General features: G+C 59.8%; 26 protein-coding genes. 16 read left to right on the top strand and 10 right to left on the bottom strand.

Translation table 11 applies throughout. From position 1 onward, the window contains the following. Window positions 1–2 precede the first annotated feature (2 nt). From LZK81_RS04195 to LZK81_RS04180, 4 genes are all read right to left on the bottom strand, one after another. Window positions 3–281, bottom strand: a complete 279-nt coding sequence (locus LZK81_RS04195; protein ID WP_233955277.1) for a hypothetical protein — start codon at window positions 279–281, stop codon at window positions 3–5. After that, window positions 265–1014, bottom strand: a complete 750-nt coding sequence (locus tag LZK81_RS04190; RefSeq protein ID WP_233955276.1) for a DUF4391 domain-containing protein — start codon at window positions 1012–1014, stop codon at window positions 265–267. Before LZK81_RS04190 ends, LZK81_RS04195 begins: the two co-directional genes overlap by 17 nt. Next, window positions 1011–4301 (bottom strand): helicase-related protein, encoded by a 3291-nt coding sequence (locus tag LZK81_RS04185; protein WP_233955275.1) that lies wholly within the window; start codon window positions 4299–4301, stop codon window positions 1011–1013. The genes LZK81_RS04190 and LZK81_RS04185 overlap by 4 nt, the downstream gene beginning before the upstream one ends. A 255-nt stretch (window positions 4302–4556) precedes the next feature. Next, window positions 4557–6368: a site-specific integrase gene (locus LZK81_RS04180; protein ID WP_233955274.1), complete on the bottom strand. Its 1812-nt coding sequence runs from the start codon at window positions 6366–6368 to the stop codon at window positions 4557–4559. Between the two features lie 332 nt (window positions 6369–6700). Between LZK81_RS04180 and LZK81_RS04175 the strand changes: the two genes are divergently transcribed. After that, window positions 6701–9376 carry a cation-translocating P-type ATPase gene (locus LZK81_RS04175; protein WP_418936466.1) on the top strand — a complete coding sequence of 892 codons (2676 nt, stop codon included), beginning with the start codon at window positions 6701–6703 and terminating at the stop codon, window positions 9374–9376. Window positions 9377–9481: 105 nt separating this feature from the next. Then, entirely contained in the window at window positions 9482–10141 is a 660-nt protein-coding gene (locus LZK81_RS04170; RefSeq protein ID WP_233955273.1) for a CBS domain-containing protein, read from the top strand. Between the two features lie 176 nt (window positions 10142–10317). Here LZK81_RS04170 and LZK81_RS04165 read toward each other — a convergent pair whose 3' ends face one another. After that, window positions 10318–11148, bottom strand: a complete 831-nt coding sequence (locus tag LZK81_RS04165) for a universal stress protein (protein WP_233955272.1) — start codon at window positions 11146–11148, stop codon at window positions 10318–10320. A gap of 273 nt (window positions 11149–11421) precedes the next feature. Here LZK81_RS04165 and LZK81_RS04160 point away from each other — a divergent pair, with 273 nt between their 5' ends. Beyond that, window positions 11422–11595: a hypothetical protein gene (locus LZK81_RS04160; protein ID WP_233955271.1), complete on the top strand. Its 174-nt coding sequence runs from the start codon at window positions 11422–11424 to the stop codon at window positions 11593–11595. A gap of 126 nt (window positions 11596–11721) precedes the next feature. Here LZK81_RS04160 and LZK81_RS04155 read toward each other — a convergent pair whose 3' ends face one another. Then, window positions 11722–11892 carry a hypothetical protein gene (locus LZK81_RS04155; protein WP_233955270.1) on the bottom strand — a complete coding sequence of 57 codons (171 nt, stop codon included), beginning with the start codon at window positions 11890–11892 and terminating at the stop codon, window positions 11722–11724. 110 nt (window positions 11893–12002) lie between these two features. Beyond that, window positions 12003–12212 (bottom strand): cold-shock protein, encoded by a 210-nt coding sequence (locus LZK81_RS04150; RefSeq protein ID WP_037085415.1) that lies wholly within the window; start codon window positions 12210–12212, stop codon window positions 12003–12005. 295 nt (window positions 12213–12507) lie between these two features. On the opposite strand from LZK81_RS04150, the gene LZK81_RS04145 reads away from it, so the two are divergent. Both LZK81_RS04145 and LZK81_RS04140 read left to right on the top strand, forming a co-directional pair. Further along, window positions 12508–12762 carry a hypothetical protein gene (locus tag LZK81_RS04145; protein ID WP_046603330.1) on the top strand — a complete coding sequence of 85 codons (255 nt, stop codon included), beginning with the start codon at window positions 12508–12510 and terminating at the stop codon, window positions 12760–12762. A 112-nt stretch (window positions 12763–12874) separates the two neighbouring features. Further along, a complete protein-coding gene (locus tag LZK81_RS04140) occupies window positions 12875–13015 on the top strand; it encodes a hypothetical protein (protein ID WP_210010739.1) in 141 nt (46 codons plus the stop codon). A gap of 136 nt (window positions 13016–13151) precedes the next feature. Here LZK81_RS04140 and LZK81_RS04135 read toward each other — a convergent pair whose 3' ends face one another. Continuing rightward, on the bottom strand, window positions 13152–13379 hold the full coding sequence (locus tag LZK81_RS04135; protein ID WP_046611421.1) for a hypothetical protein: 228 nt from the start codon (window positions 13377–13379) through the stop codon (window positions 13152–13154). Between the two features lie 328 nt (window positions 13380–13707). Between LZK81_RS04135 and LZK81_RS04130 the strand changes: the two genes are divergently transcribed. The 10 genes from LZK81_RS04130 (at window position 13708) to LZK81_RS04085 (ending at window position 19485) form a co-directional block, all read left to right on the top strand. Then, window positions 13708–13890, top strand: a complete 183-nt coding sequence (locus LZK81_RS04130; RefSeq protein ID WP_046603328.1) for a hypothetical protein — start codon at window positions 13708–13710, stop codon at window positions 13888–13890. A 74-nt stretch (window positions 13891–13964) separates the two neighbouring features. Further along, the gene (locus LZK81_RS04125; RefSeq protein WP_046603327.1) at window positions 13965–14210 is read left to right on the top strand and encodes a hypothetical protein; all 246 of its coding nucleotides are present in this window, start codon (window positions 13965–13967) and stop codon (window positions 14208–14210) included. Between the two features lie 177 nt (window positions 14211–14387). Further along, window positions 14388–15284, top strand: a complete 897-nt coding sequence (locus LZK81_RS04120) for a transglutaminase family protein (RefSeq protein ID WP_046624967.1) — start codon at window positions 14388–14390, stop codon at window positions 15282–15284. Window positions 15285–15361: 77 nt separating this feature from the next. After that, entirely contained in the window at window positions 15362–16177 is an 816-nt protein-coding gene (locus LZK81_RS04115; RefSeq protein WP_046603325.1) for a transglutaminase-like domain-containing protein, read from the top strand. A gap of 284 nt (window positions 16178–16461) precedes the next feature. Beyond that, complete coding sequence (locus LZK81_RS04110) at window positions 16462–16671, top strand: cold-shock protein (RefSeq protein WP_037085395.1); 210 nt, start codon at window positions 16462–16464, stop codon at window positions 16669–16671. Window positions 16672–16866: 195 nt separating this feature from the next. Beyond that, entirely contained in the window at window positions 16867–17247 is a 381-nt protein-coding gene (locus tag LZK81_RS04105; RefSeq protein WP_046603324.1) for a DUF6481 family protein, read from the top strand. A gap of 85 nt (window positions 17248–17332) precedes the next feature. Beyond that, a complete protein-coding gene (locus tag LZK81_RS04100; protein ID WP_046624966.1) occupies window positions 17333–18373 on the top strand; it encodes a fatty acid desaturase in 1041 nt (346 codons plus the stop codon). Between the two features lie 139 nt (window positions 18374–18512). Next, window positions 18513–18803 (top strand): hypothetical protein, encoded by a 291-nt coding sequence (locus tag LZK81_RS04095; RefSeq protein WP_046603538.1) that lies wholly within the window; start codon window positions 18513–18515, stop codon window positions 18801–18803. Window positions 18804–19000: 197 nt separating this feature from the next. After that, complete coding sequence (locus LZK81_RS04090; protein WP_172723969.1) at window positions 19001–19144, top strand: hypothetical protein; 144 nt, start codon at window positions 19001–19003, stop codon at window positions 19142–19144. Window positions 19145–19221: 77 nt separating this feature from the next. After that, window positions 19222–19485 (top strand): DUF1488 domain-containing protein, encoded by a 264-nt coding sequence (locus LZK81_RS04085; RefSeq protein ID WP_046603322.1) that lies wholly within the window; start codon window positions 19222–19224, stop codon window positions 19483–19485. 90 nt (window positions 19486–19575) lie between these two features. Here the strand turns inward: LZK81_RS04085 and LZK81_RS04080 are convergent, their stop codons facing one another. After that, window positions 19576–20025 carry a hypothetical protein gene (locus LZK81_RS04080; RefSeq protein ID WP_233955269.1) on the bottom strand — a complete coding sequence of 150 codons (450 nt, stop codon included), beginning with the start codon at window positions 20023–20025 and terminating at the stop codon, window positions 19576–19578. A gap of 159 nt (window positions 20026–20184) precedes the next feature. Beyond that, window positions 20185–21699, bottom strand: coding sequence for an AAA family ATPase (locus tag LZK81_RS04075; protein WP_233956461.1), 1515 nt, complete (start codon window positions 21697–21699; stop codon window positions 20185–20187). Between the two features lie 380 nt (window positions 21700–22079). Here LZK81_RS04075 and LZK81_RS04070 point away from each other — a divergent pair, with 380 nt between their 5' ends. Further along, a complete protein-coding gene (locus LZK81_RS04070; RefSeq protein WP_233955267.1) occupies window positions 22080–23279 on the top strand; it encodes an acetate/propionate family kinase in 1200 nt (399 codons plus the stop codon). The last annotated feature ends 9 nt before the right edge of the window (window positions 23280–23288 follow it).

The raw sequence follows: 23288 nt of genomic DNA, 5'->3' as shown, positions 1-23288 counted from the left end.
AATCACTTCTCTCTAATTTCTACCACTTCGAACTTCCAACCAAAGTAGCTGTAAAGGAAGTCACCGGAGCCTTCGCGGTCGGTCAGCTTCGCGCGTATCCTGAACACAGTGCCCACGGGATAATTGCGGCTTAGGCTCTTCGAACATTCGACATGCATTGTGGTCGGAAAACCCTGTCCGTGGTGAGGACGGATGTGGACGTCCCCGTGCAGACCAGGTGTACTGTCTGGGCGATAGCTTTCTACCAAAACCAACTGATAAGATTCATTCGGCTTCGCCATCCCTGTCTCCGCTCAATCTTTTCAACTCTTCCTTGGCAGCGCGCAGCTCGGCATTGATCGCCACGCGCTTGTTGAACTGTCTCTCGCGACTGAGCCGCGCCTTGATCCGGTTGACCTCGCGGGTCGTGGCCTTTATCGCCTCCGCCAGGGCGATCTTGGTCTCCAGCGACAGTGGCTGCATATCAGGCGCCGCGAATGACGACTGCGAGGCCTCCGCAAAGCCGGTTTGCGCGCCGGGGACCAACCGGGCGGTCTGCTCCTCGACTAACGGGCTGATGAGCTGCTCGTAAAGCGCGCCCATGTTCAACGCCACGGGCAGTGCCGACCGTCGCCCACCCTCTGGAAGCCACTCGCTCTCGAAATAGTCTCCCAACACCCATTTCATGCTGTCTGCGTCGCTCGGGCGCTTATAAGCAGCGGCGAGCTTGATCTTGCCGCCATGCGACAGTTCGAAAAGCAATGGAAACGGGATTGCACGATCGATGGCACGCAGCGCTTCAGTACTGAGGGTTTTTTCCCGTTGCGTGATCCGAAACACCTGGATTTCAGCCACCGACTTCGTCGCGGGCAGATTGATCGTTTCCGGTGCCAGCTTGTGCGACCAGATAATCTGGTCCACCTCGCGTACGAACAGGTCCTTGAGCGCGGTATTGACACCCGCATGTTCATAGATCTTGTTCTTGGGGATGACCCGTCCGAAGGCACTGGCGCGGGGCCAGTCGTAAAGCGTCACGACACGCTCCCTTCGATGCGCTGGCCTCCTTCGACGCGCAGGAAGGCGATTAGCTCGAAATCATCCAGGCCCTTGATCGTGTGCGTCAGGGCGGTCGTGCGACCACCGCTGAACAGGCTATCGATGTCCTTCTCTTCCTTCACCTCGATCATCGAACGGATCGCCTGGCTGAGCAGATCGGAATAGCGTCCCATCTGACGACCGTTCTCCGTCCGCTCGTTGAAGAGGCGGCAGACATCCGGGATCGGATCGGCGCGACCCTTGCAACTGCTGCGGATCAGGTCAAGCAGCCGCTTCACCTCGGTATGATCTGCGATAATCTCGCCATCGTCATCGATGTAAACGAGGTAGAAGGGATGAAGCCTGTTCTGCTGGTTGATGTTGACGCTACGATGCACGTTCTTCAACGCGAAGATCACGCCGGGCCGCAGCCCAAGCTCGTGCGCCGCCGGCACGACGGCGTGCATGCCGAACGGCGCCGTCTCCAGATCGCCATGTTCCTTGACGTAGTTAAGCAGGTCCATGCGAAAATCGTTGAGGCCGAGGTCGGTAATCGAGATGCCGGCCTTCACGTCTTCCAGCTCGATCACCTCTTCCTGCATCCGCTTGAGTTGTTCCTTGCGGTAGGCAATATCGCTGGACTTGGCGGTCAGCACATTGTCGTCGCCGGTCGCGGTGACATCGGCGATCACCATGCGGTTTTCAACACGCTCCTTGAGATTGATGTATTCGTCCAGCGTGATGTCCGGCCAGTAGTTGACGAGCTGGATCTGGTCATTGGGCGAACCTATGCGGTCGATACGACCGAAGCGCTGGATGATTCTCACTGGGTTCCAGTGAATGTCGTAATTGACCAGGAAATCGCAATCCTGCAGGTTCTGGCCTTCCGAGATGCAATCGGTTCCGATCAGGATATCCAGTTCGGCTGTCTCATGAGGCAGAACGACCGACCTTTCCTTCGAGCGGGGTGAGAACAGCGTCAGCACACTCTGGAAGTCGTAGGACTTTTTGAGCGTGGTTTTCGGGGAGCTCGAGCCTGTGACCTGGCCCACATGCAGGCCTAGGCCATCAGCAAACGGCGCCAGATTTTCATAAAGATAGTTCGCGGTGTCGGCGAAGGCAGTGAATACAATAACCTTCCGGTTGCCGGGATTGAGCGGCTCCTCGATTTTTTGCTTGAGCAAAGAAAGCAGATGCTGAAGCTTGGCATCGTCCTCTGGCGCCACCTTCCGCATGGACGCAACCAAGCCGTCGATCAGGGCACGGTCCCCCGCGAGATCATGCTTCCACGAGGGCAAGTCCATATCGCCGAGGCTGATCTGCATCTTCTTGCCGACGGTAAACTCATCGAGCCCGGAGAGGTCATCGTCTTCCGGGTCGAAATCACTCATATCCTCCAGATGGTCGCTGATGCTTTCACCACGCCCGGTCGTCTCGTACTCGGCGATGGCGTCAAGCGCCCGCGTGATGTTGCCGCCCAGAGCAAGCAAAGTCAGGCGGAAGGCCGCAACCGAGCTTTCGAGGCGCTTAAGGAGATTGGTGGTCATCAGCGCCTGAAGACTGCGCTCGCGGTCAGCCTGCCGAAGTTTTCCACGGCCACCCTCTACCTGGGTGTCGTAGATCTCCTCGTACTTCCTGAGCCGGCTTGGCAGGATGTAGCTGATCGGAGCATAGACTGCGAGCTTCAATACCGACAACTGTCCGAAGATTTCGTTCAAGCCCATCACATCCGCTCGCTGCGTGATCGGGCAGTGGAACGACAGCGGTTTGCGGCGCTGAGGGAATTTGCCGATGTCCTTCGTGTCGTAGAATGTCTCGATATGCTTGCGCGACCGCGCGATGGTCACGGCATCGAGCAGCTCGAAGAAGTCGAAGTCCAGCGTCCTTAGAATCGTTGCAGCCGTCCGTTCGTCCGGAGGCAGCACTGACCATTCGTTGAAAGCCTTCTGCGCGCGCCGGAAGATTTCCTCAATGCTGGTTTGCGATTTTAGGCTCTTGCTGAGCGCATCCGATTGGCCTTCATAGGCTAGTGCGAGCTGGTTGCGCAGATCGTTGAAGCGGTTGTTCACGGGCGTTGCCGAGAGCATCAGCACCTTAGTCTTCACGCCGGCGCGGATGACCTTGTTCATCAGCTTTTGATAACGGGTCTCGCGATCCTTGAAGACGTCGTTATTTCGGAAATTGTGGGATTCATCGATCACCACGAGATCGTAATTGCCCCAGTTCACCCGGTTCAGCGGAATGCCGAACGACTCACCCGACGTGCGCGACAGATCGGTGTGGCAGAGCACGTCATAATTGAAGCGATCCTTGGCGAAGATATTGGTGGTGAGGTTGCTGTTATAGTTCCGCCAGTTGTCGGCCAGCTTCTTCGGGCAGAGCACCAGCACCGACTTGTTGCGAAGCTCGTAATATTTGACGACCGCTAGGGCGGTGAAGGTCTTCCCCAGGCCGACGGAGTCTGCAAGGATACAGCCGTTATATGTCTCGAGCTTGTTGATGATCCCGGTCGCAGCGTCCCGCTGATAGTTGAACAGCTTGTTCCAGACGATACTCTCCTGGTAGCCGGTTCGGTCATTCGGCAGCACGTCCTCATTGATGTCCTCAAGGAACTCGCGGAATATATTGTAGAGCATCAGAAAGTAGACACGCTCGGGCGCGTTCTCCTGGTAGACGGACTCGATGTGATCGCAGACGGCGTCGGTAACGTCCTTCAACTTGTCAGCATCGTTCCAGATTTGATTGAAAAGTTGGAGATAGATCCCGGCATGTGCCTGCTCGTCCATCCGTGTCACGAAGTTGGAGACTGCATTACCCTTCTGATAGCCTAGATCTACCGCAGTGAAGCCGCTGATCGGCATGTACGCAACGCCGGCCCCGTTGGTCTCCACATGCGCAAACGGCTGCATCGCAGCCTGGGTAGCGTTGGACTTGAACCGAGCCTTTTCGCGAATCCATTCGGCGCATTCCCTCGCCACCGCTCGCTGCGTCAGCTTATTCCGCAGCTGGATCTCGAACTCGGTGCCATAGAGGCTGCTCTCCCGCCCCGGCTTGGGGATGAAGAACTCGCGTTTCTCCTTTCGCAGCTTATCGGTCGCTTCCGTAGGTACGAATGTTGGCGACGTGAAGATGAACTGCAAGTTGTCGATTCTTGAAAGCTCGGACTTCAGGGCCTCATATGCATAGATCGAGAAGCATGATGCTGCGATTTTCACGCGCGAGCCGCGGCCGAGCGTTTCCTTCAGATCATCGCCAAGGAGCTGAGAGGTGTTGTCGATGATTTTCATGGGGTAGCGGTCTCTCGGACCAGAGTCAGGCCGTCACAACTAACGCAGAACATTGATCCTCTCCATAAACTCAGTGGCCTGAAGCGCGAATCCGCAAAAGTTCCAAATGGTTATTGTTGTAAGGCTTGAACCAGTTCGGATCAATGTTCAACCGTTGCTGCGTTTCTGAGTGCGACAATCACAGGCTGCGCCGGGGATCGCCGGTGCCGCCACGGCCATTGCTGCGGGGTGATTGAGGACGAACCCCACAAATCGTCACAGCTGCAAATGTTCCAACTCAAGGCCAGGGTACTCGATAGCATTGACCAGCTTGGCCCGCTGCTCAAGCATGCCCTGGGTCAACACACCGTATCCTTTGGTGACCCGGTTACCGCTGCTGACGTGTCCGAAGATAAAATTGAACTGCTCATCCAGATAGCCGGCACGTCTCATTGCATCAAAGGCGCCGTGGCGGAATGAATAAAGTGACAATCCCCTCCCTTTCTTGAGGTTGATTTTCTCCAGGTAACGCCCAAAATCCCTGCTAAAGTCGGATAACATCTGACCGCGATCATTGCGGATTGCTAACGGAAAGACTCGCGTGTGCCCTGCTCCACGAATTGCTGCGAGGTAGTCTAGGAAGCCAAGGCTGATTAGCTCTCGGTGGACAGGCACAACACGACGAGAGCCGTCGTTCTTCAGTCTCTTGATATCCTCATCGCCATCGTCCGAGGTTTCAGTGATGTCGAAGATCCAGGTCTGCTGTTCCTCTCGGACGTCTGCAAGGCTGAGCTGTGCAATCTCCCCAGGTCGGGCGCCTGAGTAAAGCATGATTAACGGTATCCAATAGCGATGGTCACGAATTCTGACATTCCCCGGCTTGTTCCAGAATCGAGGTGAACCATCACTCGCACACCCCGCGAACAAAGGGGACCGGAATAGGGCGTTCATCTGGTCGACTGTAAACGGATAGACCTTCTTCCGTTTGTCTTTCGCCAGAAACATTCCTTCGGTGGGATTGTCATCAATGTATCCATGCCCAACCAGCCAGCTGCAGAATGCGGCGAGGTTGGAAAGGTAACGATTCACGGTATTCGCGCTCAGGACCGGTTTGCCGACTGATTCGTTGTGGGTGACAATCTGGGCGATCTTCATGCCTTCAAAAACCTTCGTCTCAACAGCCTTAACGGGATAGCGAATTAGAAGTGCCTTCCACTCTCGAACAGCTTTCTTGTCGATCTTTGACGCGGGCAATGTCGAGCCGACATGGTCTACGAATAACCCGATATCGCGGCGAGCCTGAGCCAATGTGTCGGCTGTGACGCCGCGAGGGTTTTCGCGGGCATAAACCTCAAAGAGTTCCGCGATCGATTGCCCAGGCGGCGCCGTCTCGCGTGGCTTGGCGAAGGCTGGCCTCACGATCGGGTCCTTGGGCCTCCCCGAGTAGTCGCCGACATCCCGCTCGACTGTTCGCTCAAGCGCCTCAATGTCGGCGCGCATCATCAGGGCGCCAAGTTCGCGAAACTGTTCGGATCCGTGGTCTACCAGCAAGAGATGCCGCTCTATGAACTGACGCACCTCCTCATCAACCAGCATATATCTCCCGGTGGCCAAATCTCGCCTCAGAGCCGCCAATCGACGGGCGCGGAGATTTGCGTCATCCTCTCGGGCACGTTTCAACAGCTCTAGGTCTGCATACCCGTTGATCATACCCACAAGATCATCGGACCTTATTTCGCCGCGATCGATACGCTGCCAGACCCGTGCGACCTCATTCTCGAGATCAGCATCTGTCGGCATGGCGCGACGCTTCTCCGTATCTCGATTTAGCCGCGCTTCATAATGCTCCCAGACCGCAACGGCTCTATCCTCGTCCGTGAGATGGCGACGAGCGCGCATGTCTTCAAACTCAGCGTCCCATTTCTGGAGTTCGAAGCTGAGCCGTCGCTTTGCGACCGCTTCATCCTTCGTCCGCAACGAGACCTTTTTGTCCTCACTAGGGAACTGATCTCGCAGATCTGAAGGGATGTAGATCCGCGCGTAATATGTGCCGCCATCGCGTCGGATGAGGTTTGAACGTCTGGTCATCGAAGGCTCCCGGAGCAGCTTACCGGAACAGTAAACCGGAACACCTCTAGACCAATAAGCTCATTCCTGGCAATATGTTATGATATTTCAAGGCTGCGGACAACGTTGGATTATCGTCCAGGTTCCCCAGCCAAATTTCTTCGAAATCTCCTGAAAGCTTTTCAACCGCTTTGGTGCCGCTGACATCGCTCCATCCGCGACCGCCGCAGCGACCACCACACACTCCCACGTTGACAGATATCAATTGCCGGCAAACTTTACCGGCTATCCTCTAGGATCGAACCCCGCCCCGTTTCCCCGATGATGGCGGTGCAGTTTGATTTGGAGTGCCTATGCCTGCCAATTCAGTCTCCGTCCATCGTAAACCCGAGCAGAACGATATGGTCCGCGAGGGGCTGAGCGGCATCGAGGCGGCCGCGCGGCTGGCGCAATTCGGGGAGAATCGCCTTCCCGAGCCCAAGGCGCCGTCCCTGTTCCTGATCTTCCTCGCGCAATTCCGCAGCCCGCTGATCTATATCCTGCTGATCGCGGCAGCAGTCTCGCTTCTGGTCAGCGAGGCGGAAGATGCCGTGTTCATCGGCATCGTGCTGGTGTTGAACGGCGTGATCGGCGGCATCCAGGAACATTCCGCCGGCCGTGCTGCGGCGGCCTTGCGCAGTCTTGAACAGCCGTTTGCGACCGTCGTCCGCGACGGGACCACCCAGGAGATCGAGGCGCGCCTGCTGGTTCCGGGCGACGTCGTCCGGATCGAGGCCGGCGGCCGCATCCCGGCCGACATCGAGCTGTTCGAGACCAATAACCTGCTCTGCGACGAGTCGCTGCTGACAGGCGAATCCGCACCGGCGCGCAAGACCCTCTCCGCCATAGGGGCGCCGAACGAGAACAGGAAATCCGGCCTTGCATTTGCGGGCAGCCTCGTCACGCGCGGTCGCGGCACCGGCCTGGTGGTTGCGACCGGCCTTTCGACCGAAATCGGCAGGATCGCCGCGGAGATCGGCAAGGCGTCGACCACCCAGCCGCCGCTGATGATCCGGCTGAAGCATTTTTCCAACATGATCGCCTGGAGCGTCGGGATCGCCTCCGCCGTCCTCGTCGCTGTTGGCCTGTTTCGCGGGCTTGCCTGGGACGACCTGTTCATGATGTCGGTCGGACTTGCGGTCAGCGCCATCCCGGAGGGCCTGCCGATCGCGATCTCGATCGCGCTGGCGATCAGCATGCGTCGCATGGCCAGGCGTAACGTCATTGTCCGCCGCATGCCGGCGGTCGAGTCGCTCGGTTCCTGTACGATGATCGCCACCGACAAGACAGGAACGCTGACCCTCAACGAGCTGACTGTCACCGATATTCGTCTTCCCGACGGCAGCGAACTCATGCTCGATGCCGGCATGGATCTCGATACCTGCGAAATCCGGGGCTCTAACCTCAGCCCGGCGGAGGCGCGTGAACGTGCCGGGAGACTGCTGAAGGCAGCGGTTCTGCCCAACGAGGGTGGTCTCACCCGCCAGGCGGACGGCTGGAAAGGTGTCGGCGATACGGTCGATATCGCTCTCCTGGCCGCCGCCCGCAAGGCCGGGCTCGAGCAGGAGGCGATGAAGGACGATTACCCGCTGATCGCGCGCATTCCCTATGAGCCGGACCTCAAATATGCCGCCTCCTTCCATCGCCGGGGCGAGCGGGTGCGTATTTTCGTGAAAGGATCAGCGGAAACGCTGATCGACATGGCGGATCGGATGGACGCCGGCAACGGCATCGTGCCGATCGACCGCGAGACGCTCCTTCGGCAGAAGGAGGAGATGGCGGAGCGTGGCCTCAGGGTGCTCGCGTTTGCGGAAGGGGAAATCCGCGGCGGTTCGGACGAGAACTTTGGTTACCATCACCTGGTCGACCTGGTGTTCCTCGGCCTTGCCGGCATGCAGGATCCGATCCGCCCGGAAGTTCCGCAAGCGATCCAGGACTGTTACTCGGCCGGTGTGACGGTGGTGATGGTGACCGGCGACGACCCGAAGACCGCCGCCGCCATCGCCGCGGAGGCTGGGTTGCGGTTCCTGCCCGATCAGATCACCAGCGGTGCCGACGTCGGCAAGGCCGAGGAAGCCGGTCCGGATACGCTCGACGAGCTGACCGGACGGGCGCGAATCTATGCCCGGGTGGCACCGGCGCAGAAGCTCGCGATCGTGCTGTCGCTCGCCCGCAACGGCCACTTCGTGGCCGTCACCGGCGACGGCATAAACGACGCCCCCGCGCTGAAACACGCCCATGTGGGGGTGGCGATGGGCCGCAAGGGAACAGAAGTCGCCAAGGAAAGCGCCGACATCGTCGTCACCGACGACAATTTCGCGTCAATCGTCAGCGGCATCCGCGAAGGCCGCACCGCTTATTCCAATATCCGCAAGGTGATCCTCATGCTCACCGCGACGGGTGCTGCCGAAATGCTGCTTTTCCTGCTGGCAATCCCGCTCGGGCTGCCCATGCCGCTGCTCCCGGTGCAGCTGCTCTGGCTCAATCTCGTCACCAACGGCATCCAGGATGTCGCGCTTGCCGGCGAGAAACCTGAAGGGGATGAACTGGCACGGCCGCCGCGCCGCCCGAAGGAGCCGATCTTCGACCGTTTGATGATCCGACGGATCGTCCAGTCGACGCTGGTCATCGGCGGCGGCGGTTTCGCGATCTTCTCCTATCTGCTGTATCAGGGCTACGAGATTTCGCAGGCGCGCAACCTGCTGCTGCTGCTTTTCGTGCTGTTCGAAAACGTCCAGACCTTCACCAGCCGCTCGGAGCGCCGATCGATCTTCTCGTTGAATTTTTTCGGCAACCCGCTGCTGATCCTGACTGTCATCGCTGCCCAGGCCATCCATATTTCGGCAATGTATATCCCCTGGTTTCGCGAAACCCTCGATCTCGCGCCGATCTCGTTTGCCGAGTGGGCGTTGATGATGCTTGCCGCCTCCTCGATCCTGGTCGTCACCGAATTGGACAAATGGCGCCTGCGTAGAACGAGCTTGGCCTGAGCACCGCCCGCACCCGTCGGGATTGCGCTATGTCAAGGTCGGCGCGGAGGCGATGGGAGAAGCTCGGGACGAAGCGACGGATGATCGCAACCACAGGAGCGCAGGATGCTTGCCAAAGACTTGATGACCACACGGGTGGTTCACGTCAGCCCCGGAACCGGCCTCAAACACGCGATCCAGATGTTGATCGACAACGACATAAGCGGCCTGCCCGTGATCGACGATCGTGGGACACTGTGCGGAATGCTCACCGAAGGAGACATTCTGAAACGGCACGAATTCAACCTCGCGCCGAAGGCCGCTCCGGACGCCGATCCGGCCTTCTTCGAAAACTACGTCAGGACGCATGGCTTGAAGGTCGAGAACTGCATGAGCCGCAAGGTCATCAGTGTATTGCCTGAAGCCGGTCTCGCCGAGATCGTCGCGCTGATGCGCCTCCACGCCGTCAAGCGTATTCCCGTGCTCGACAATGGGGTGCTCGTGGGGATCGTCAGTCGCCGCGATGTCCTCAAGACCGAGATCGCCACACCGGATGTGATCGCTCGCGGCGACGATGCGCTGCAACTCGCCGTCGCGACGCGGCTCCTGGCGGAACTCGGACTGGGCAAGGACAGGATCGACGTCAGGGTGCGGGATTCGGTCGTGGAGATCATTGGCAAGATCGCCTCCGATGCGGAGCAGGAGGCCATACGCATCCTGGCGTCAGGGATTGCCGGCGTAGGCGGCGTCGTCACACAAACGCCTCCGCAGCAGCCCGCTCGATAGCAGGCGAGCAGACTCTTTCCGATCCGCCCTTCGGGTCTGCTCCCCTGGGGCGGATTTTTGTTCCGGCCTGCGGCGGCAGACCCGTCTGATCTCTTCCTTATTTGCGGCAGGACGCGGACACGAAAACCCCGTCTCCCGCCGGCTGACGGGAGACGGGGCAAAACCGTGTCCACGTCTTACCGGGCGATCAGCACCGGGAACTTGATTTCCTTCAGGATCGAAGCGGTCACCCCGCCGAAGACCCGTTCGCGCAGCCGCGAATGGCCATAGGCGCCCATGACGATGAGGTCGGCGTCGATCTCCAGCGCATGCCGTTCGAGCACGTCCTCCACCAGCCGGCCGCCGCTTACCAGCTGTTCGACGCGGACCTTTATGCCGTGGCGTGCGAGGTAGGTAGCAACGTCGGCGCCGGGTTCGCCGCCGCTGACCCAATAGGAGTTGTCCGGATCGACGAGCACGACATGCACCTCTTCGGCCCAGGTCATCATCTCCAGCGCCTCGCGTGCGGCCTGAGCCGCCTCGGCCCGGGAATTCCAGGCGAGCAGGATCCGACGCGGTTTCAGCGTCGTCTTGCGGCCCTTCGGAACCAGCAGGAGGGGACGCCGCGCTTCGAACACGCCGCCATCGACGATCCGCCGGGTGAGCGCGCTGTCGCTGCGCACGCCATCTCCGATCACCAGCACATCGGCATAAAGTGCGCGGCGATGAATTTCCTCGCTGACGAAACCGCTATCCGCATAGAGGACGTCAGCATCGAACGACAGCCCATTCGTCTTGCAGGCGCTTTCCGCCTGTTTCCGGATGCCGTCGAGCAGTCTCAGATCCTCGTCACGCTGGTCCAGCCATACCGTGCCGGCCGGAAAATCGCCTATGGTTGCCGGCACGGCAAGGCCGATGACGACGACGGACAGGTGGGCTTCGAGTTCGATCGCAATCTCGATGGCGCGCGCGAGATCGGCTGTCGGATCCGTATTGGCGATCATTGCGAGCACTGTCTTGAACGACATTGTCTGTCTCCTCTGCATGAGGCCTTGATCGGCCCTATGGAGGAAAGTCTAGGATCGGCACCGGCCCGAGCCATGATCTTCGTCAATCGGAGCGATAATTCGAAACTGCTGGCGCCCGCCCGCCGATCAGCCAGAATCGGAGATGGCGTCCGTCGCCATGGGGAAGGCTTTTGTCATGCCGAAACGCAGCAGCCGTGAGAAGGCCATCGTGTCTTCTGCCTTCGAAGAAACGAGAGTAGGATTATCCGGTTCGACCAACCAGGGAGATCGAAAATGGGAATGAAAAAAGGGGCGCCTTCACCCGGAACGTCTGCCAAGGATATCGCCAAGGAGCAGGACGACTACCTGGAAGAGTCGCTCGAAGAGACTTTTCCGGCAAGCGATCCCATTGCACCGGGCCATCCCCAGAAACCGGAAAAAGGGCCGGTCGCTCCCAAGCGCAAGTGATCCAAATTCCGTGCGCCGACGGCGCGATCACTGGCATGAAGTTGGAAGACGCGGGCTTGCCCGGAACGGACAGATCCGATCCGCGGGAACGGGCCGAAGTGCCCCTCGGCCCGCATCACTGGATAGTTAGCTCTTGCCGCCGGTCTTGCGGCCCTTGTCGGCCTTGCCCTTGGCGGAAGAGGTCTTGGCGTCATAGCCCTGACCGTGGTTGGTGCCGCCGAGATGGCCGCCGCCGCTGGTGTTGGCCACCTGGCGCTGGGCGCGCTTTACCTGCTGCTCTGCATCCGTCTTTTTCATGGAAATTCTTTCATTATTCAATAACAAAAGGCCGAGAGGAATTGTGCCTCCCGACCGCTTACGGTCCATGCCAGTACATCCGTGACCGGAGCCCGAAGCTGGTTTTGGCTTTAAGCGATCTGCAGATTTTCAGCTGCATTCTTGCCGGTGCGGTTGTCCCGCACGACATCGAAACTCACCTTCTGGCCTTCGGCTAGATAGGTCATCCCCGAGCGCTCGACGGCCGAGATATGGACGAACACGTCCGTCGACCCGTCGGCGGGCTGGATAAAACCGAAACCCTTGGAGGTGTTGAAAAATTTTACGATTCCGCTGTTCATGAAGATGGTCCTTCCAATCGAACACAGGTCGCCGTCCGGCAATATGCCGGCGACAAAAGAGATCGATTTTGAAAGGAAAGATCAGCTCGAACGCAAAAGGCGTGTAAACGAAGCTCGACAACCAATTTCGATGGTAATCCCTACCGGTCAACTATGTCTTGAGCAAGGCATTTCTCGCAACCTGCCACATTGCGTTTGGCGCAAGTCCGGCGCATGATAGCAACCTCAGCAGCTATATAAAGGGCACTGCTGCTTCGGGATTCCCGCGCCCTGGCCCCAATGAAAGGAGGACGTCATGTCTTCCGAATTCTCTCAGTCCACCTCCCGCAATCTGGTCCGCGTCAGCGGCCCCGGGTATCGGGAAAATATCGAACTCCATCAATTCGGTGAGCATATGCAGCCAAGCGGCATGCCTGTCGCCGGCCGGATCGGCACAACGGGGGCTGCCATCATGCTTGCGCGTTTTGGCGATCATCCCGAGAAGAGCTTTGGGGCCGCAATATCGGCTTCGTTGAGCAAACACAGAGATACCCCACTATCGCAGCTTTGATGCTTCGGCTGGCAAAGGCAGGTTTTGCAAATCCGTCATTTCACGCTTTGCATGCCTGTCGGCCGAACATGACTTCACTCTCCACGATCGATCGCCGCCCAAGGAGGACAAAATGGCTAAAGGCCAGGTACGAAGTAACCGCGAAACTCGCAAACCGAAAAAAGACAAGGCCGCCGCAGTGACGGCCGCGCCCGCAGGCGCACAGGTCAAGCTCGCCGGCAGCGGCCTTACCTTGGGCAAGAAGCCGAAGTAATGCTTCGACAAGGAGGCGCCGTGCCACGACGCCTCCAACGCAGTCTTTATCCTTTATCCTTGCGGAAGATCGCATCGCCTGGATTTTCGTGGCGACGCATGCCGGATTGTCTTTTCCGAGGAAGGCCGAAACCGATCTAGTTGGAGCCGGGGCGCTTTTTCGGAACACGGGTGGCACGGATGCCGTCAAGCCAAATCTCCGAACCCGCCAGCGGTAGCCCCCGGATCAGCATATCCCGGAAGATGGCACGCAGGGCCGGGCCGTCCGGGCAGTTTTCTGCGGCTTGTTCAGCCTCCGGCTGACTGTTGGTCAGCATCTTCTGGAAATAAAGCTGGAAACTCGGATGCGAGGATCGTGAAGACATCGCGCCCCTCCTTTTTCGTCGGGGCTAGGGCTCGGGTCCCTCAGGCGGCTGCGCCCTTACCAGTTGCAGCCGACCATCCACGATGGGCCTCATTTCCGCCGATGGCAAGCGCCGCCTATCCGTATTTGAGACAAGTCTTGAAAGTGACTCATTATATCGCCATATGTGATTCACGTTTTCAGCCTTTTCGGCTACCTGATCCTTCCGGCCCTGCCGGTTGCTTGGCGACACCCTTGATTTTGCGAACGTCGAACTCCGCCCTGTCGGCTGGAGAATTCTTGCGTTGGCCGTCGTCACGTCCCGCAGTCTACCCTTTAAGGTTACATCAATGATCGATACCGTCCGCAATACCGCCCAGAATCTGTTTCGCAAACCCGATGCAGAAGAAGGCTCCAATGCTGCCAAGCTGCAGGAATTTCGCCATAGGCAGGCCCTGAGAAGCCGCGAACTCAAGCTCGCCCAGAAGCAGGAACGCCTCCAGAGGCGCGCGTCGCAATTGCAGCCGGCCTGACACGGGACCGCTCCGACGAGGCCGCTCGTTCGGACCATCCCCTCGCACCTATCCTCGACCACAAGGACACCACCATGGCCGCCTTCAACTACAATGCCGGCGCGGGGCTCTACCCGTGCAAGAACTGGAAGAGAACGAGCAGGCTTGGCTACAAGAGGTTCGACACCGTGGCCGAGGCTCTGCGCTTCGCAATCGAGGTGATGCCTGCATCCCTATTGCGCGGGTCCATTCTCGAGGTCGAAGAAGCCCGTTTCGACAGCACGCAGATACAGAGGCTCTACGACGCCGGCGATTATCCGCTGCAGCGCCGGGACCAGTGAGACAGCGCCGATCCGGCGTTCCGATGCCGCGTTCGGCGTTATCGTATTTTACCGGCTGCGGCCGGTTTTTCCTGTCGCTGTCGCATGGCGCCTGCTATAGCGGTTATCCATGCAGGATTCGATAAGGCGCGCCCCGCGCCAAGCGCATGCCGTCCTCAATGCTTTTGCGGTGATTGGATGACGATATTTTCCGTCCGGCATGTCACCTCCTATCGGTATACGAGGCCGGTGGAGTTCGGCGAACACAGGCTGATGTTCAGGCCGCGGGACAGTTTTGACCAGACCTTGCTGAGTTCCCAGCTCAACGTTTTTCCAAAACCGGATTATGTCCGCTGGATTCACGATGTCTTCGGCAATTGCGTCGCGCTCGTCGGGATATCCAAACCCTCATCCGAACTGCGGTTCGAAACCAATATCCGCCTCGACCATACGCCTCAGGCGGCGATGGACTTCCAGATCGACGAAGAGGCCCTCACCTATCCTTTCGCATACGATCCCGAAGAAGCCTTTGATCTGGAGCGGACGATCCTGCGCCACTATCCCGATCCAGAGGACCGGGTCGGCAAATGGGCGCGGCAATTCATCAAGGTCGGCCACCCCACCGAAACCGGCCACCTGCTGATGACCATGTGTTTTGCGCTCCACGAGGGTTTCATCTACGCCCGGCGCTCGGAACACGGAACGCAACCGCCGCTCGAAACCCTACAGCTGCGCCGCGGCACCTGCCGCGATTTCGCGCTGCTGATGATGGAGGCGGCGCGGGCGCTCGGATTGGCGGCACGTTTCGTCACCGGCTATATCTACGTGCCCGACCGCGACGGATCGATAACGCTCGGCGGCGGATCGACCCACGCCTGGTGCCAGGTCTATCTTCCCGGCGCCGGCTGGGTGGAATTCGATCCCACCAACGGTATCGTCGGCAATCGCGACCTGATCCGCGTGGGTGTCGCGCGCGATCCGCGGCAGGCAGTCCCGCTATCGGGAAGTTACGATGGCGACGACAGCGATTTCGACAGCATGTCCGTGCAGGTTAACGTGACGACCGAAGACCACAGCGTCAAACTCCACGGATAACCGGAACACCCGGATTATTCGAGCGTTGCCGCTGAACTGCCATTCCAGCCAGAGTTTCTCCATATAGGGATACGATCATGAAGATACGCGCAGGGTTTCGCATAGGGTATGAATGCCAGCACGATACGGCCATGCTGCTGGTCCTCAATATCCATCCCTCGCGTCGGGCGGACCTTTTGAGCGATCAGGTACTGAGCTTCGACCGGCCGATCGAGGCCTGGAGCTATCTCGACAGCTTCGGAAACGCCTGCAGCCGGATCGTCGCGCCGCCCGGGCTGACGACGATCTCGACGGAATTCGAAATCTACGACGACGGCATGCCCGACCCCGTGCCGCAGAACGCCTTCCAGCACGACATCAAGGACCTGCCGGACGACGTGCTGGTCTTCCTGCTCGGCAGCCGCTACTGCGACACCGACCGCCTGGCGGATTTCGCCTGGAAGACATTCTCCTCGACCCCTCTCGGCTGGCCGCGGGTGCAGGCGATCCTCGACTTTGCCCACAACCACATCACCTTCAACTATCAGAACGCGGATCCGCTTCGGACAGCTTTCGGAGGATTTACCGATCGCACGGGCGTCTGCCGCGATTTCGCGCATCTCGCCATCACGCTTTGCCGCTGCATGAACATCCCGGCGCGTTACTGCACCGGCTATCTCGGCGATATCGGCGTCCCGGTGGATGTCAATCCGATGGATTTCAGCGCCTGGTTCCAGGTCTATCTCGGCGGTCGCTGGAATACGGTCGACGCCCGCCATAACAAACCGCGCATCGGGCGCATCCTGATGGCGACAGGGCGGGACGCCACGGACGTGGCGCTTTCAACCGCCTTCGGCCCGGCTGTCCTGTCGTATTTCGAAGTGACGACCGAAGAAATACCGGCTTCCACCTAGATCTTCAAGCTGCCGGCCGCCCACCGGCGAGACCTTGATGCGGGTACCGCTGATATTCGTTCACCCGCCACAAAAACCACTACTGGTTGCATATTTCGCGATTTTCAAAACAAAAAGTTGACACTTCAATCCCGATACGGTAGGTAGAGGACATCGATACTTTGTTTGCCGATCTTTGTTTTTGCTGCGCTTTGCGCTTCTTGACGAACTTTCCCTCTCAAAAGTCGAAACACCCGCCGTGCGTCGCCCGGCGGCTTATCAATGTTGCTATGAAAGGGTTCGTTATGGCCACTGGCACAGTTAAATGGTTCAATGCCACCAAGGGCTTCGGCTTCATTCAGCCTGACGACGGCAGCGCCGACGTCTTCGTTCACATCTCTGCCGTCGAACGCGCTGGCATGAGCTCGATCGTTGAAGGCCAGAAGCTTGGCTTTGAACTCGAGCGTGACCGCAAGTCGGGCAAGATGTCCGCAGGCCAGCTCCAGGCTGCCTAAAACTTTAGCCTCCCATGACCACGGACGTACTGGCATGGCGGCAAAAGATATGTGAAGGCCAGGCGTATGTCTGGCCTTTTTCCGTTGAGGCGTCTGGCTGACGCGAATATCTGCATGGCCTCCCGTTAAGCGCGATATTGGTCTCGGCCACAAAATTTCAAATCTGACAAGTTCAAATCTGACAAGGACGATACATTGAGACACCCGAACGACAACAGCTTTGCCGAGCGCCGCAAGACCGCAGCGGATGCTAAACGCGAGCTTTTGGCAAAGTTTGCGACCGCACCTAAGCCGACAGATCCTGCCATGCAGGAACGCCGTGCCGAGCGCGAAGCCATTGCGGCCGCGAGGGAAGCCCGCCGCGCCGAGCGCGAGGCCCAGAAGGCTGCCGAGAACGAGCGCCAACTCCAGGAAGCCGCCGCATTGGCCGCCGCTGCGGAAGCCGATGAAAAGGCCGATGCCGAGGCCCGGCAAGCGGAAACCAACGACCGGGTTGCCCGGGTCATCGCCGATGAAGCCGCCCGCAAGGCGGAGCGCGATCGTCGTTACGCTGCACGCAAGGCCCGTCAGGGCTGATATTTGAGGCATGTGCCTGAGACGTGCAGGCACATCCCGCTTCGGGCGCGCCGCATGCCGAGGCCAAAAAGGTGGATCGATATCCATGAACGCCACAGCCCATGCGATTGCGCCCGTTGCCGAAGACGATATCGGCGCCTGGCTCAAGATTCTTTCGAAATACCGGCAGCCGCGTTTCGGACGCAGCACCTTCGAGCTGCTCGTCACGGTGCTGCCGTTTGCAGCCTTCTCGGCTGCAGCTTATGTTTCTGTATTCCTCGGCTACCCGATCGGGCTGATCCTCGTCCTTCCGGCCGCGGCCTTTCTCTTGCGGCTGTTCATGATCCAGCACGACTGCGGCCACGGCTCGTTCTTCGCGCGCCGGCGCCTCGACAATTGGACCGGACGAGTGCTCGGGGTGCTGACCCTGACGCCTTACGATTACTGGCGCCGGGCGCATGCCGCCCATCACGCCTCGGCCGGTAACCTCGACGAGCGCGGCATCGGAGACATCACCACGCTGACGATCGACGAATATCAGGCTCTGCCCTGGTCGCGCCGGCTTGCCTACCGGCTTTATCGCCACCCGCTGGTGATGTTCGGCATCGGACCCGCCTGGCTTTTCCTCTTCAAGCAGCGCCTGCCGTTCGGAATGATGAAATCGGGCTCCCTGCCCTGGATTTCGACGATGGCGACCAATCTCGCGGTCGCCGTTCTGGCGGCACTGATGATTTGGGCGATCGGGCTCGTGCCCTTCCTGCTGGTCCATCTGCCGATCGTGCTGATCGCGGGGGCCGCCGGCGTCTGGCTCTTCTACGTCCAGCATCAGTTCGAGGAAACCCATTGGTCGAAGACCGAGGAATGGCAGTTTCCGGAGGCCGCCCTTCACGGCGCGTCCCACTACGATCTGCCGCTGGCGTTGCGCTGGCTGACCGGCAATATCGGCATCCACCACGTCCATCACCTGTCGAGCCGGATCCCCTATTACCGGCTGCCCGAGGTGCTGCGCGATCATCCCGAACTTGCCGGCATCGGCCGCATAACGCTTTGGCAGAGCATCCAATGCGTCAAGCTCGTACTCTGGGACGAAAAGAGCAAAAGGCTCCTGTCGTTTCGCGACGCCGCCAAGGCGAGAAAGACTTCTTAACCGATGTAATCTGCCAGGCTGGGACCTCCGCCTGCGCAGCGAATGCACAAAGACTACCTCCGTACCGATCAAGGACCGAACATTGAACACGACCGAGAACACCAAAACAACCGCCGCCCCGACGCCTGCGGCGCACGCGCTGACCGTCGAGCTGACGCCGACCCAGATCAGGGGCCTGAAGCTCGCCAAGGACGGTGATCTGTTTCCGCAGGAAGCCAAGAAATGGACCCACCTGAATGCGGTTGTGACCTATGCGCGGAACGACCGGTTCAAGGAACGGCCCCAGAAGATCAAGTTCCTGACCACCACGACCTTGAATGAACTGCGGGAATACGGCCTTCTGCGCATCCTCAACGAGGATGTTCCGGCGGAGGAATCCGCCCATGGGATCACCATGGCCGGCAAGATGTGGCTTCTGAAGAACAAGTAGCCGACACCGCTACGCCGCCCAATAACAGGCAGCCGGATCACATGAAATGCGGCTGCGCCGGATCTCTCAACTCTTGAGGAGCGGAGAGACCTCCCCTTGTATTTGTCCGCGTTCGACCCATATTGAGCGCAGGTAGCAGATTCAGAACGGGCGCTGCGATCAAGGGCGCGAGCCCTGGCCCCAAGGAGGAGGACAACATGTCTTCCATCAGGCGAATCCAACCTTCTTCCCAGACAGGCCCGCAATTACACCGGGCAGGCTACGGTAGCCTGTTCCGCATGGCCGTGCCGGGGATATCCATGGCATTCATTCTCTACATCCTGCTTCGCGATCTGTTCTGACACGGCAATACGCATCACCAGAAACCCCGGAATGCCGTTTCCAAAGGAAATGCCTTCCATCTCGAACTGAAACCATCATGACCCTGATATTTCCGAACAGAAGCCGCAGTTTCGACGAAGCGCGCAAGGTCGTTCGTTTCCTGGGTTATGACGGCATGTTCGAGGTCAGGTTTTTCGTGGAAGCCAAGGCACTCGCCCATAGCACTGCGACAGGCATGTCCGAGGCCGATTACTTAAGGGCTTTCGATGCCGCCCGGTCCAGTATCCAGGATGCGGCAATGAAGGCCTATCGTCCCAATCGGGGCACTACCTATACGCTGACGGCGGCCGACCTCGGCTGATCCGGGTTGAGACCGGATGCGCCTATTGCGAGGCGGTCTATCGCTTCCGGACCTTGCGAGCCCCTTTGGCACCCTTAACCGCAAGCCCCGTCAGTGAACGGTGCCGCGGTCGGTGCCCAGATCATAGATCAATCCATCGTCCCAGGGGGCCGCTTCCCGGAGTGTGTCAAGGCTACAACAATCCTTCGATGCGGAGGACCAGAAATGGACCTTTTCGCACCCGTCCAGTTTTGCGCGCAGCTTGGCGAAATCGAAAAGACGTTTCGCGACACCCTGGTTATCGGCGAGGCCGATGGATGCAAAAACCGGTATTTCGAGCTGGCGTCCGTAGACCGGATGCTCACGGGCAAAGACGTGGCAAAGGCCGCGGACATATCCCCGTGCGTCGGTAACGGCCAGCCAATTGCGACGCAACGAGGCCGAGGCGGTCAGCCGTTCCCACGTCTGCAGATCCAGGCCTGACATCACAAGCTGGACGACCGCGAACGCGCGGTAGACATCCGCCGCGTCCAGGACACCCACGTCGTAATCCGTCTCCATATCCTCTCTCCGCCAGAAGGCCCGTAAGTCATGTCGGGCCGGCTCCCAAGACCTCAAGTTTTAGCGTCGTCACCGCCAGCGACATTGACGCGCGTCAACGGGCGCGGGGCCGATCCCATCTGTCCTCGCTTGCGCTGGATCAACGAAAACCATCGGTTCTCAATCCTGCAGGATCGCGGCGGAGATCGCCTCAGGCGCTTTCGATGCATCGAGTTTCCGCCAGGTTATATTGGTGGGTTTGCGGGCCAGTTGACCGGAAAGCACGTCCGTGGTGGCATCCGACGGGCCGCCCGCCCGCTCCCGGACCCGCTGCAGGAGCAGTTCCGGATCGGCCTCGAGCCAGATACCCCGGCAGCCTGCCCCGGTCCTCGCGGCAGCATCCTCAATGAGGTGCCGGTTGACCGGGTCGTCGAAAACAGCATCGGCAACGACCGACCCGCCCTGGGCAAGGATCAGCTCCGCATGCCTTTCCATCTCGCGATAGACCTTTTCCGAAACATCGGGCTGATAGGCGGAGACCGGAAGTCTCGTCTCGGCCGAAACACCATGCAGGGCTTTGCGGATTCGGTCGCTTTCGACGATCCTGGCGCCCGGAGGGGCGCCTAGCTTCGCTGCCAGATGATCCGCGACCGTCGTCTTGCCGGAACCGCTGAGGCCGCCGATCGCGATGAGGCGCGGCGGCACCACCCTCAGGAGAACATGGGCGAGATCGAAATAGGACCTTGCCTCCCGCGCCAGCCCGGCGGCGTCCTGGCCAGGTTCTTCTGCCTGCATCGCCGTCACATGCGCGCGGACCGCCGCCCTGATCGCCATCAGGAACGGCAGGAGGCAGAACCCGTCCTCGTCATCGGTTTCATCGAAGTACCGGTTCATCACCAGATTGGCGAGGTCGGGGAAACCGCGATGCCAGAGATCCATCAGCAGGAAGGCGAGGTCGTAGAGGACATCGACGGTGGCGATGCCGAGATTGAATTCGATGCAGTCGAACAGGCAAGGCTTGCCGTCCAGCAGGCAGATATTGCGCAAATGAAGATCGCCGTGGCAACGGCGGACCTTGCCCGCCCGCGCCCGCCGGTCGAGAAGTTCGCCGTGTTGCACGAGCCGGGAACGAAAGCTCTCGCCAACCTTGGCAAGCTCCGCCGGGCCGAAGACATGGCTGGTAGCAAACCCGGCATCGTTGATATCGAGAACGGCTTCGATATTGGCTGCCCCGCCTCCCTTCGAGACAACCGGTGCCCGGCGGTGGTAAAATGCGATCATCCTGGCGGTCTGCGTCATCAACTCCGGCGTCAGCCGGCCCGCAGCCGCCATTTGGTCGAAGAGTTGGCCCTGTTCGAACCGGCTCATCTCGACGACGGCATCGACCAGCGGCCCGTCGCCGTCGAACTCCAAAGTACCGGCGTCCGAGCGGGTGATGCGCCGCACGCCGATATAGAGACCGGGCGCGGTCTCGCTGTTCAGCGCGACCTCCTTGCGGCAGGCATCCTCTCGGATCGCGGCCGTCGAGAAATCGAGATAGGGAAGTTTCAGCGCCTTCTTCAGCTTGTAGACCCGATCGCCAACGAGGAAAATCATGGAGATATGCGTCTCCATCCGCTCGACGGAGCCTGCGAGCCCATAGGATGCCGGGTTGGCCAGAAAGACTGCCGTCGCGCCCTGATCTTCCGTCATCATCTGCTGCACCTCATGTTGAACGGCACCGGCTCGATAGTCCACGGATCGCGGCGCCGGCACATTGAGCTGCGTCAAGGAAAGCGGCTCCGTTCCGGGCCACACAGATCGTGAGCGCCCCCTGATGCGCCCAGCGAGAGGAACCAGGTCAATCCCGTGGATATCATGCTCAGACATCACGGCCGTTACGAGGCCATCATCCACCAAGCGATTTCGCCGCGGACGCTCATTTATTTCGCCCGTACCGATACAGCAGGACTGGTCCTCGGCGCCGAGGTTCCTATCATACTGACAAGCCATGCAGACCTGGCCAAGGTTCGAACCACGTCGGCCGCTCTTGCGAAGCTCGCTGCTGCGAAACGACTTGACGCAAGGATGCCTCGATGACGGACAACCTTCTCCTGACGTTCAACGCCGGCTCTTCGACGGTGAAGATCGGCATATTCAAGGTGGACGGCAACAGGCCGGAGCGGATCGGCAAGGCAGTCGTCGACTTCGGCACCTATCCGCTGACGCTGCATCTGAAGGAAGGCCCGGAGCAATTCGAGCTGCCGCTCAAGGGCGAGGCCGGCGACGATCTTGCCGAGCTGATGGACGAGGTGTTCCGGGAACTCGGCACGCATTTCGATCTGGATGCAGTCACCTCCGCCGGCCATCGGATCGTCCATGGCGGCGACGTCTTCGACGGCCCGGTGGAACTCACGACCGAGACGATCGCCAAGGTCCGGTCGTTGACGGAGCTGGCGCCGTTGCATCAGCCCCAGGCGCTGCGGATGATCAGGGCGGTCAGGCACCTGCGGCCGGCGCTGTTCCAGACAGGCTCCTTCGATACCACTTTCCATACGACGCAGTCCGATCTCGTGCGCCGTCTCGCCATTCCGCGCGCCTATCATGACCAGGGCATCAAACGGTACGGTTTCCACGGGCTCTCCTACCGATACGTGGCCGGCGCGCTTGCCAGGACGGCGCCTGATATCGCCGACGGTAAAGTCGTCATCGCCCATCTCGGCAGCGGCGCCAGCCTCTGCGCCATCGAGCACGGAGAGAGCCGCGATTCCAGCATGGGGTTCTCGACGCTCGACGGCATTCCGATGGCGACGAGGCCGGGCTGGCTTGATCCCGGCGTTCTCCTGCATTTCCTGGGTCCGCTCGGAAAATCGCTCGAGGAGGTGGAGGACATACTCTATCACAAGTCCGGCCTCTTAGGTGTTTCAGGCTTCAGCGGGGATACCCGCGAACTCATCGAGGACGGCGGCAGGGAAGCTCGGGAGGCGATCGACCTCTTCACGCTCAGGATCGCCGGTGAGGTCGGCAGGCTTGCATCCACGCTCGGGGGCCTCGATGCCTTGGTCTTCACCGCCGGCATTGGGGAGAACCAGCCGCAAATACGCAAAAGCGTCACGGAACAACTTCTGTGGCTGGGCGTAGAGCTGGATGCAACCGCCAATGAAAAGAGCGCGCTCACGATCAGCACCGCCGCAAGCCGCATCGCCGTCCACGTCATCCCCACGGATGAAGAACAGATGATCGCGGAAGAATGCCTTTCCGTCCTTCACGCGAAGGATCACCCCGCCGCTTCGTGACCCAGCGTC

Origin of the sequence: Neorhizobium galegae, from assembly GCF_021391675.1 — a bacterium.
GTDB lineage: Bacteria > Pseudomonadota > Alphaproteobacteria > Rhizobiales > Rhizobiaceae > Neorhizobium > Neorhizobium galegae_B.
Note: the sequence above shows the minus strand (reverse complement) of the source record. Positions and strands in the feature narration are given on the sequence as shown.

Coding starts and splice junctions, on each gene's coding strand:
- LZK81_RS04195 (WP_233955277.1), bottom strand. CDS start 281: ATGGCGAAGCCGAATGAATCTTATCAGTTGGTTTTGGTAGAAAGCTAT.
- LZK81_RS04185 (WP_233955275.1), bottom strand. CDS start 4,301: ATGAAAATCATCGACAACACCTCTCAGCTCCTTGGCGATGATCTGAAG.
- LZK81_RS04180 (WP_233955274.1), bottom strand. CDS start 6,368: ATGACCAGACGTTCAAACCTCATCCGACGCGATGGCGGCACATATTAC.
- LZK81_RS04175 (WP_418936466.1), top strand. CDS start 6,701: ATGCCTGCCAATTCAGTCTCCGTCCATCGTAAACCCGAGCAGAACGAT.
- LZK81_RS04170 (WP_233955273.1), top strand. CDS start 9,482: ATGCTTGCCAAAGACTTGATGACCACACGGGTGGTTCACGTCAGCCCC.
- LZK81_RS04165 (WP_233955272.1), bottom strand. CDS start 11,148: ATGTCGTTCAAGACAGTGCTCGCAATGATCGCCAATACGGATCCGACA.
- LZK81_RS04160 (WP_233955271.1), top strand. CDS start 11,422: ATGGGAATGAAAAAAGGGGCGCCTTCACCCGGAACGTCTGCCAAGGAT.
- LZK81_RS04155 (WP_233955270.1), bottom strand. CDS start 11,892: ATGAAAAAGACGGATGCAGAGCAGCAGGTAAAGCGCGCCCAGCGCCAG.
- LZK81_RS04150 (WP_037085415.1), bottom strand. CDS start 12,212: ATGAACAGCGGAATCGTAAAATTTTTCAACACCTCCAAGGGTTTCGGT.
- LZK81_RS04145 (WP_046603330.1), top strand. CDS start 12,508: ATGTCTTCCGAATTCTCTCAGTCCACCTCCCGCAATCTGGTCCGCGTC.
- LZK81_RS04140 (WP_210010739.1), top strand. CDS start 12,875: ATGGCTAAAGGCCAGGTACGAAGTAACCGCGAAACTCGCAAACCGAAA.
- LZK81_RS04135 (WP_046611421.1), bottom strand. CDS start 13,379: ATGTCTTCACGATCCTCGCATCCGAGTTTCCAGCTTTATTTCCAGAAG.
- LZK81_RS04130 (WP_046603328.1), top strand. CDS start 13,708: ATGATCGATACCGTCCGCAATACCGCCCAGAATCTGTTTCGCAAACCC.
- LZK81_RS04125 (WP_046603327.1), top strand. CDS start 13,965: ATGGCCGCCTTCAACTACAATGCCGGCGCGGGGCTCTACCCGTGCAAG.
- LZK81_RS04120 (WP_046624967.1), top strand. CDS start 14,388: ATGACGATATTTTCCGTCCGGCATGTCACCTCCTATCGGTATACGAGG.
- LZK81_RS04115 (WP_046603325.1), top strand. CDS start 15,362: ATGAAGATACGCGCAGGGTTTCGCATAGGGTATGAATGCCAGCACGAT.
- LZK81_RS04110 (WP_037085395.1), top strand. CDS start 16,462: ATGGCCACTGGCACAGTTAAATGGTTCAATGCCACCAAGGGCTTCGGC.
- LZK81_RS04100 (WP_046624966.1), top strand. CDS start 17,333: ATGAACGCCACAGCCCATGCGATTGCGCCCGTTGCCGAAGACGATATC.
- LZK81_RS04090 (WP_172723969.1), top strand. CDS start 19,001: ATGTCTTCCATCAGGCGAATCCAACCTTCTTCCCAGACAGGCCCGCAA.
- LZK81_RS04085 (WP_046603322.1), top strand. CDS start 19,222: ATGACCCTGATATTTCCGAACAGAAGCCGCAGTTTCGACGAAGCGCGC.
- LZK81_RS04080 (WP_233955269.1), bottom strand. CDS start 20,025: ATGGAGACGGATTACGACGTGGGTGTCCTGGACGCGGCGGATGTCTAC.
- LZK81_RS04075 (WP_233956461.1), bottom strand. CDS start 21,699: ATGATGACGGAAGATCAGGGCGCGACGGCAGTCTTTCTGGCCAACCCG.
- LZK81_RS04070 (WP_233955267.1), top strand. CDS start 22,080: ATGACGGACAACCTTCTCCTGACGTTCAACGCCGGCTCTTCGACGGTG.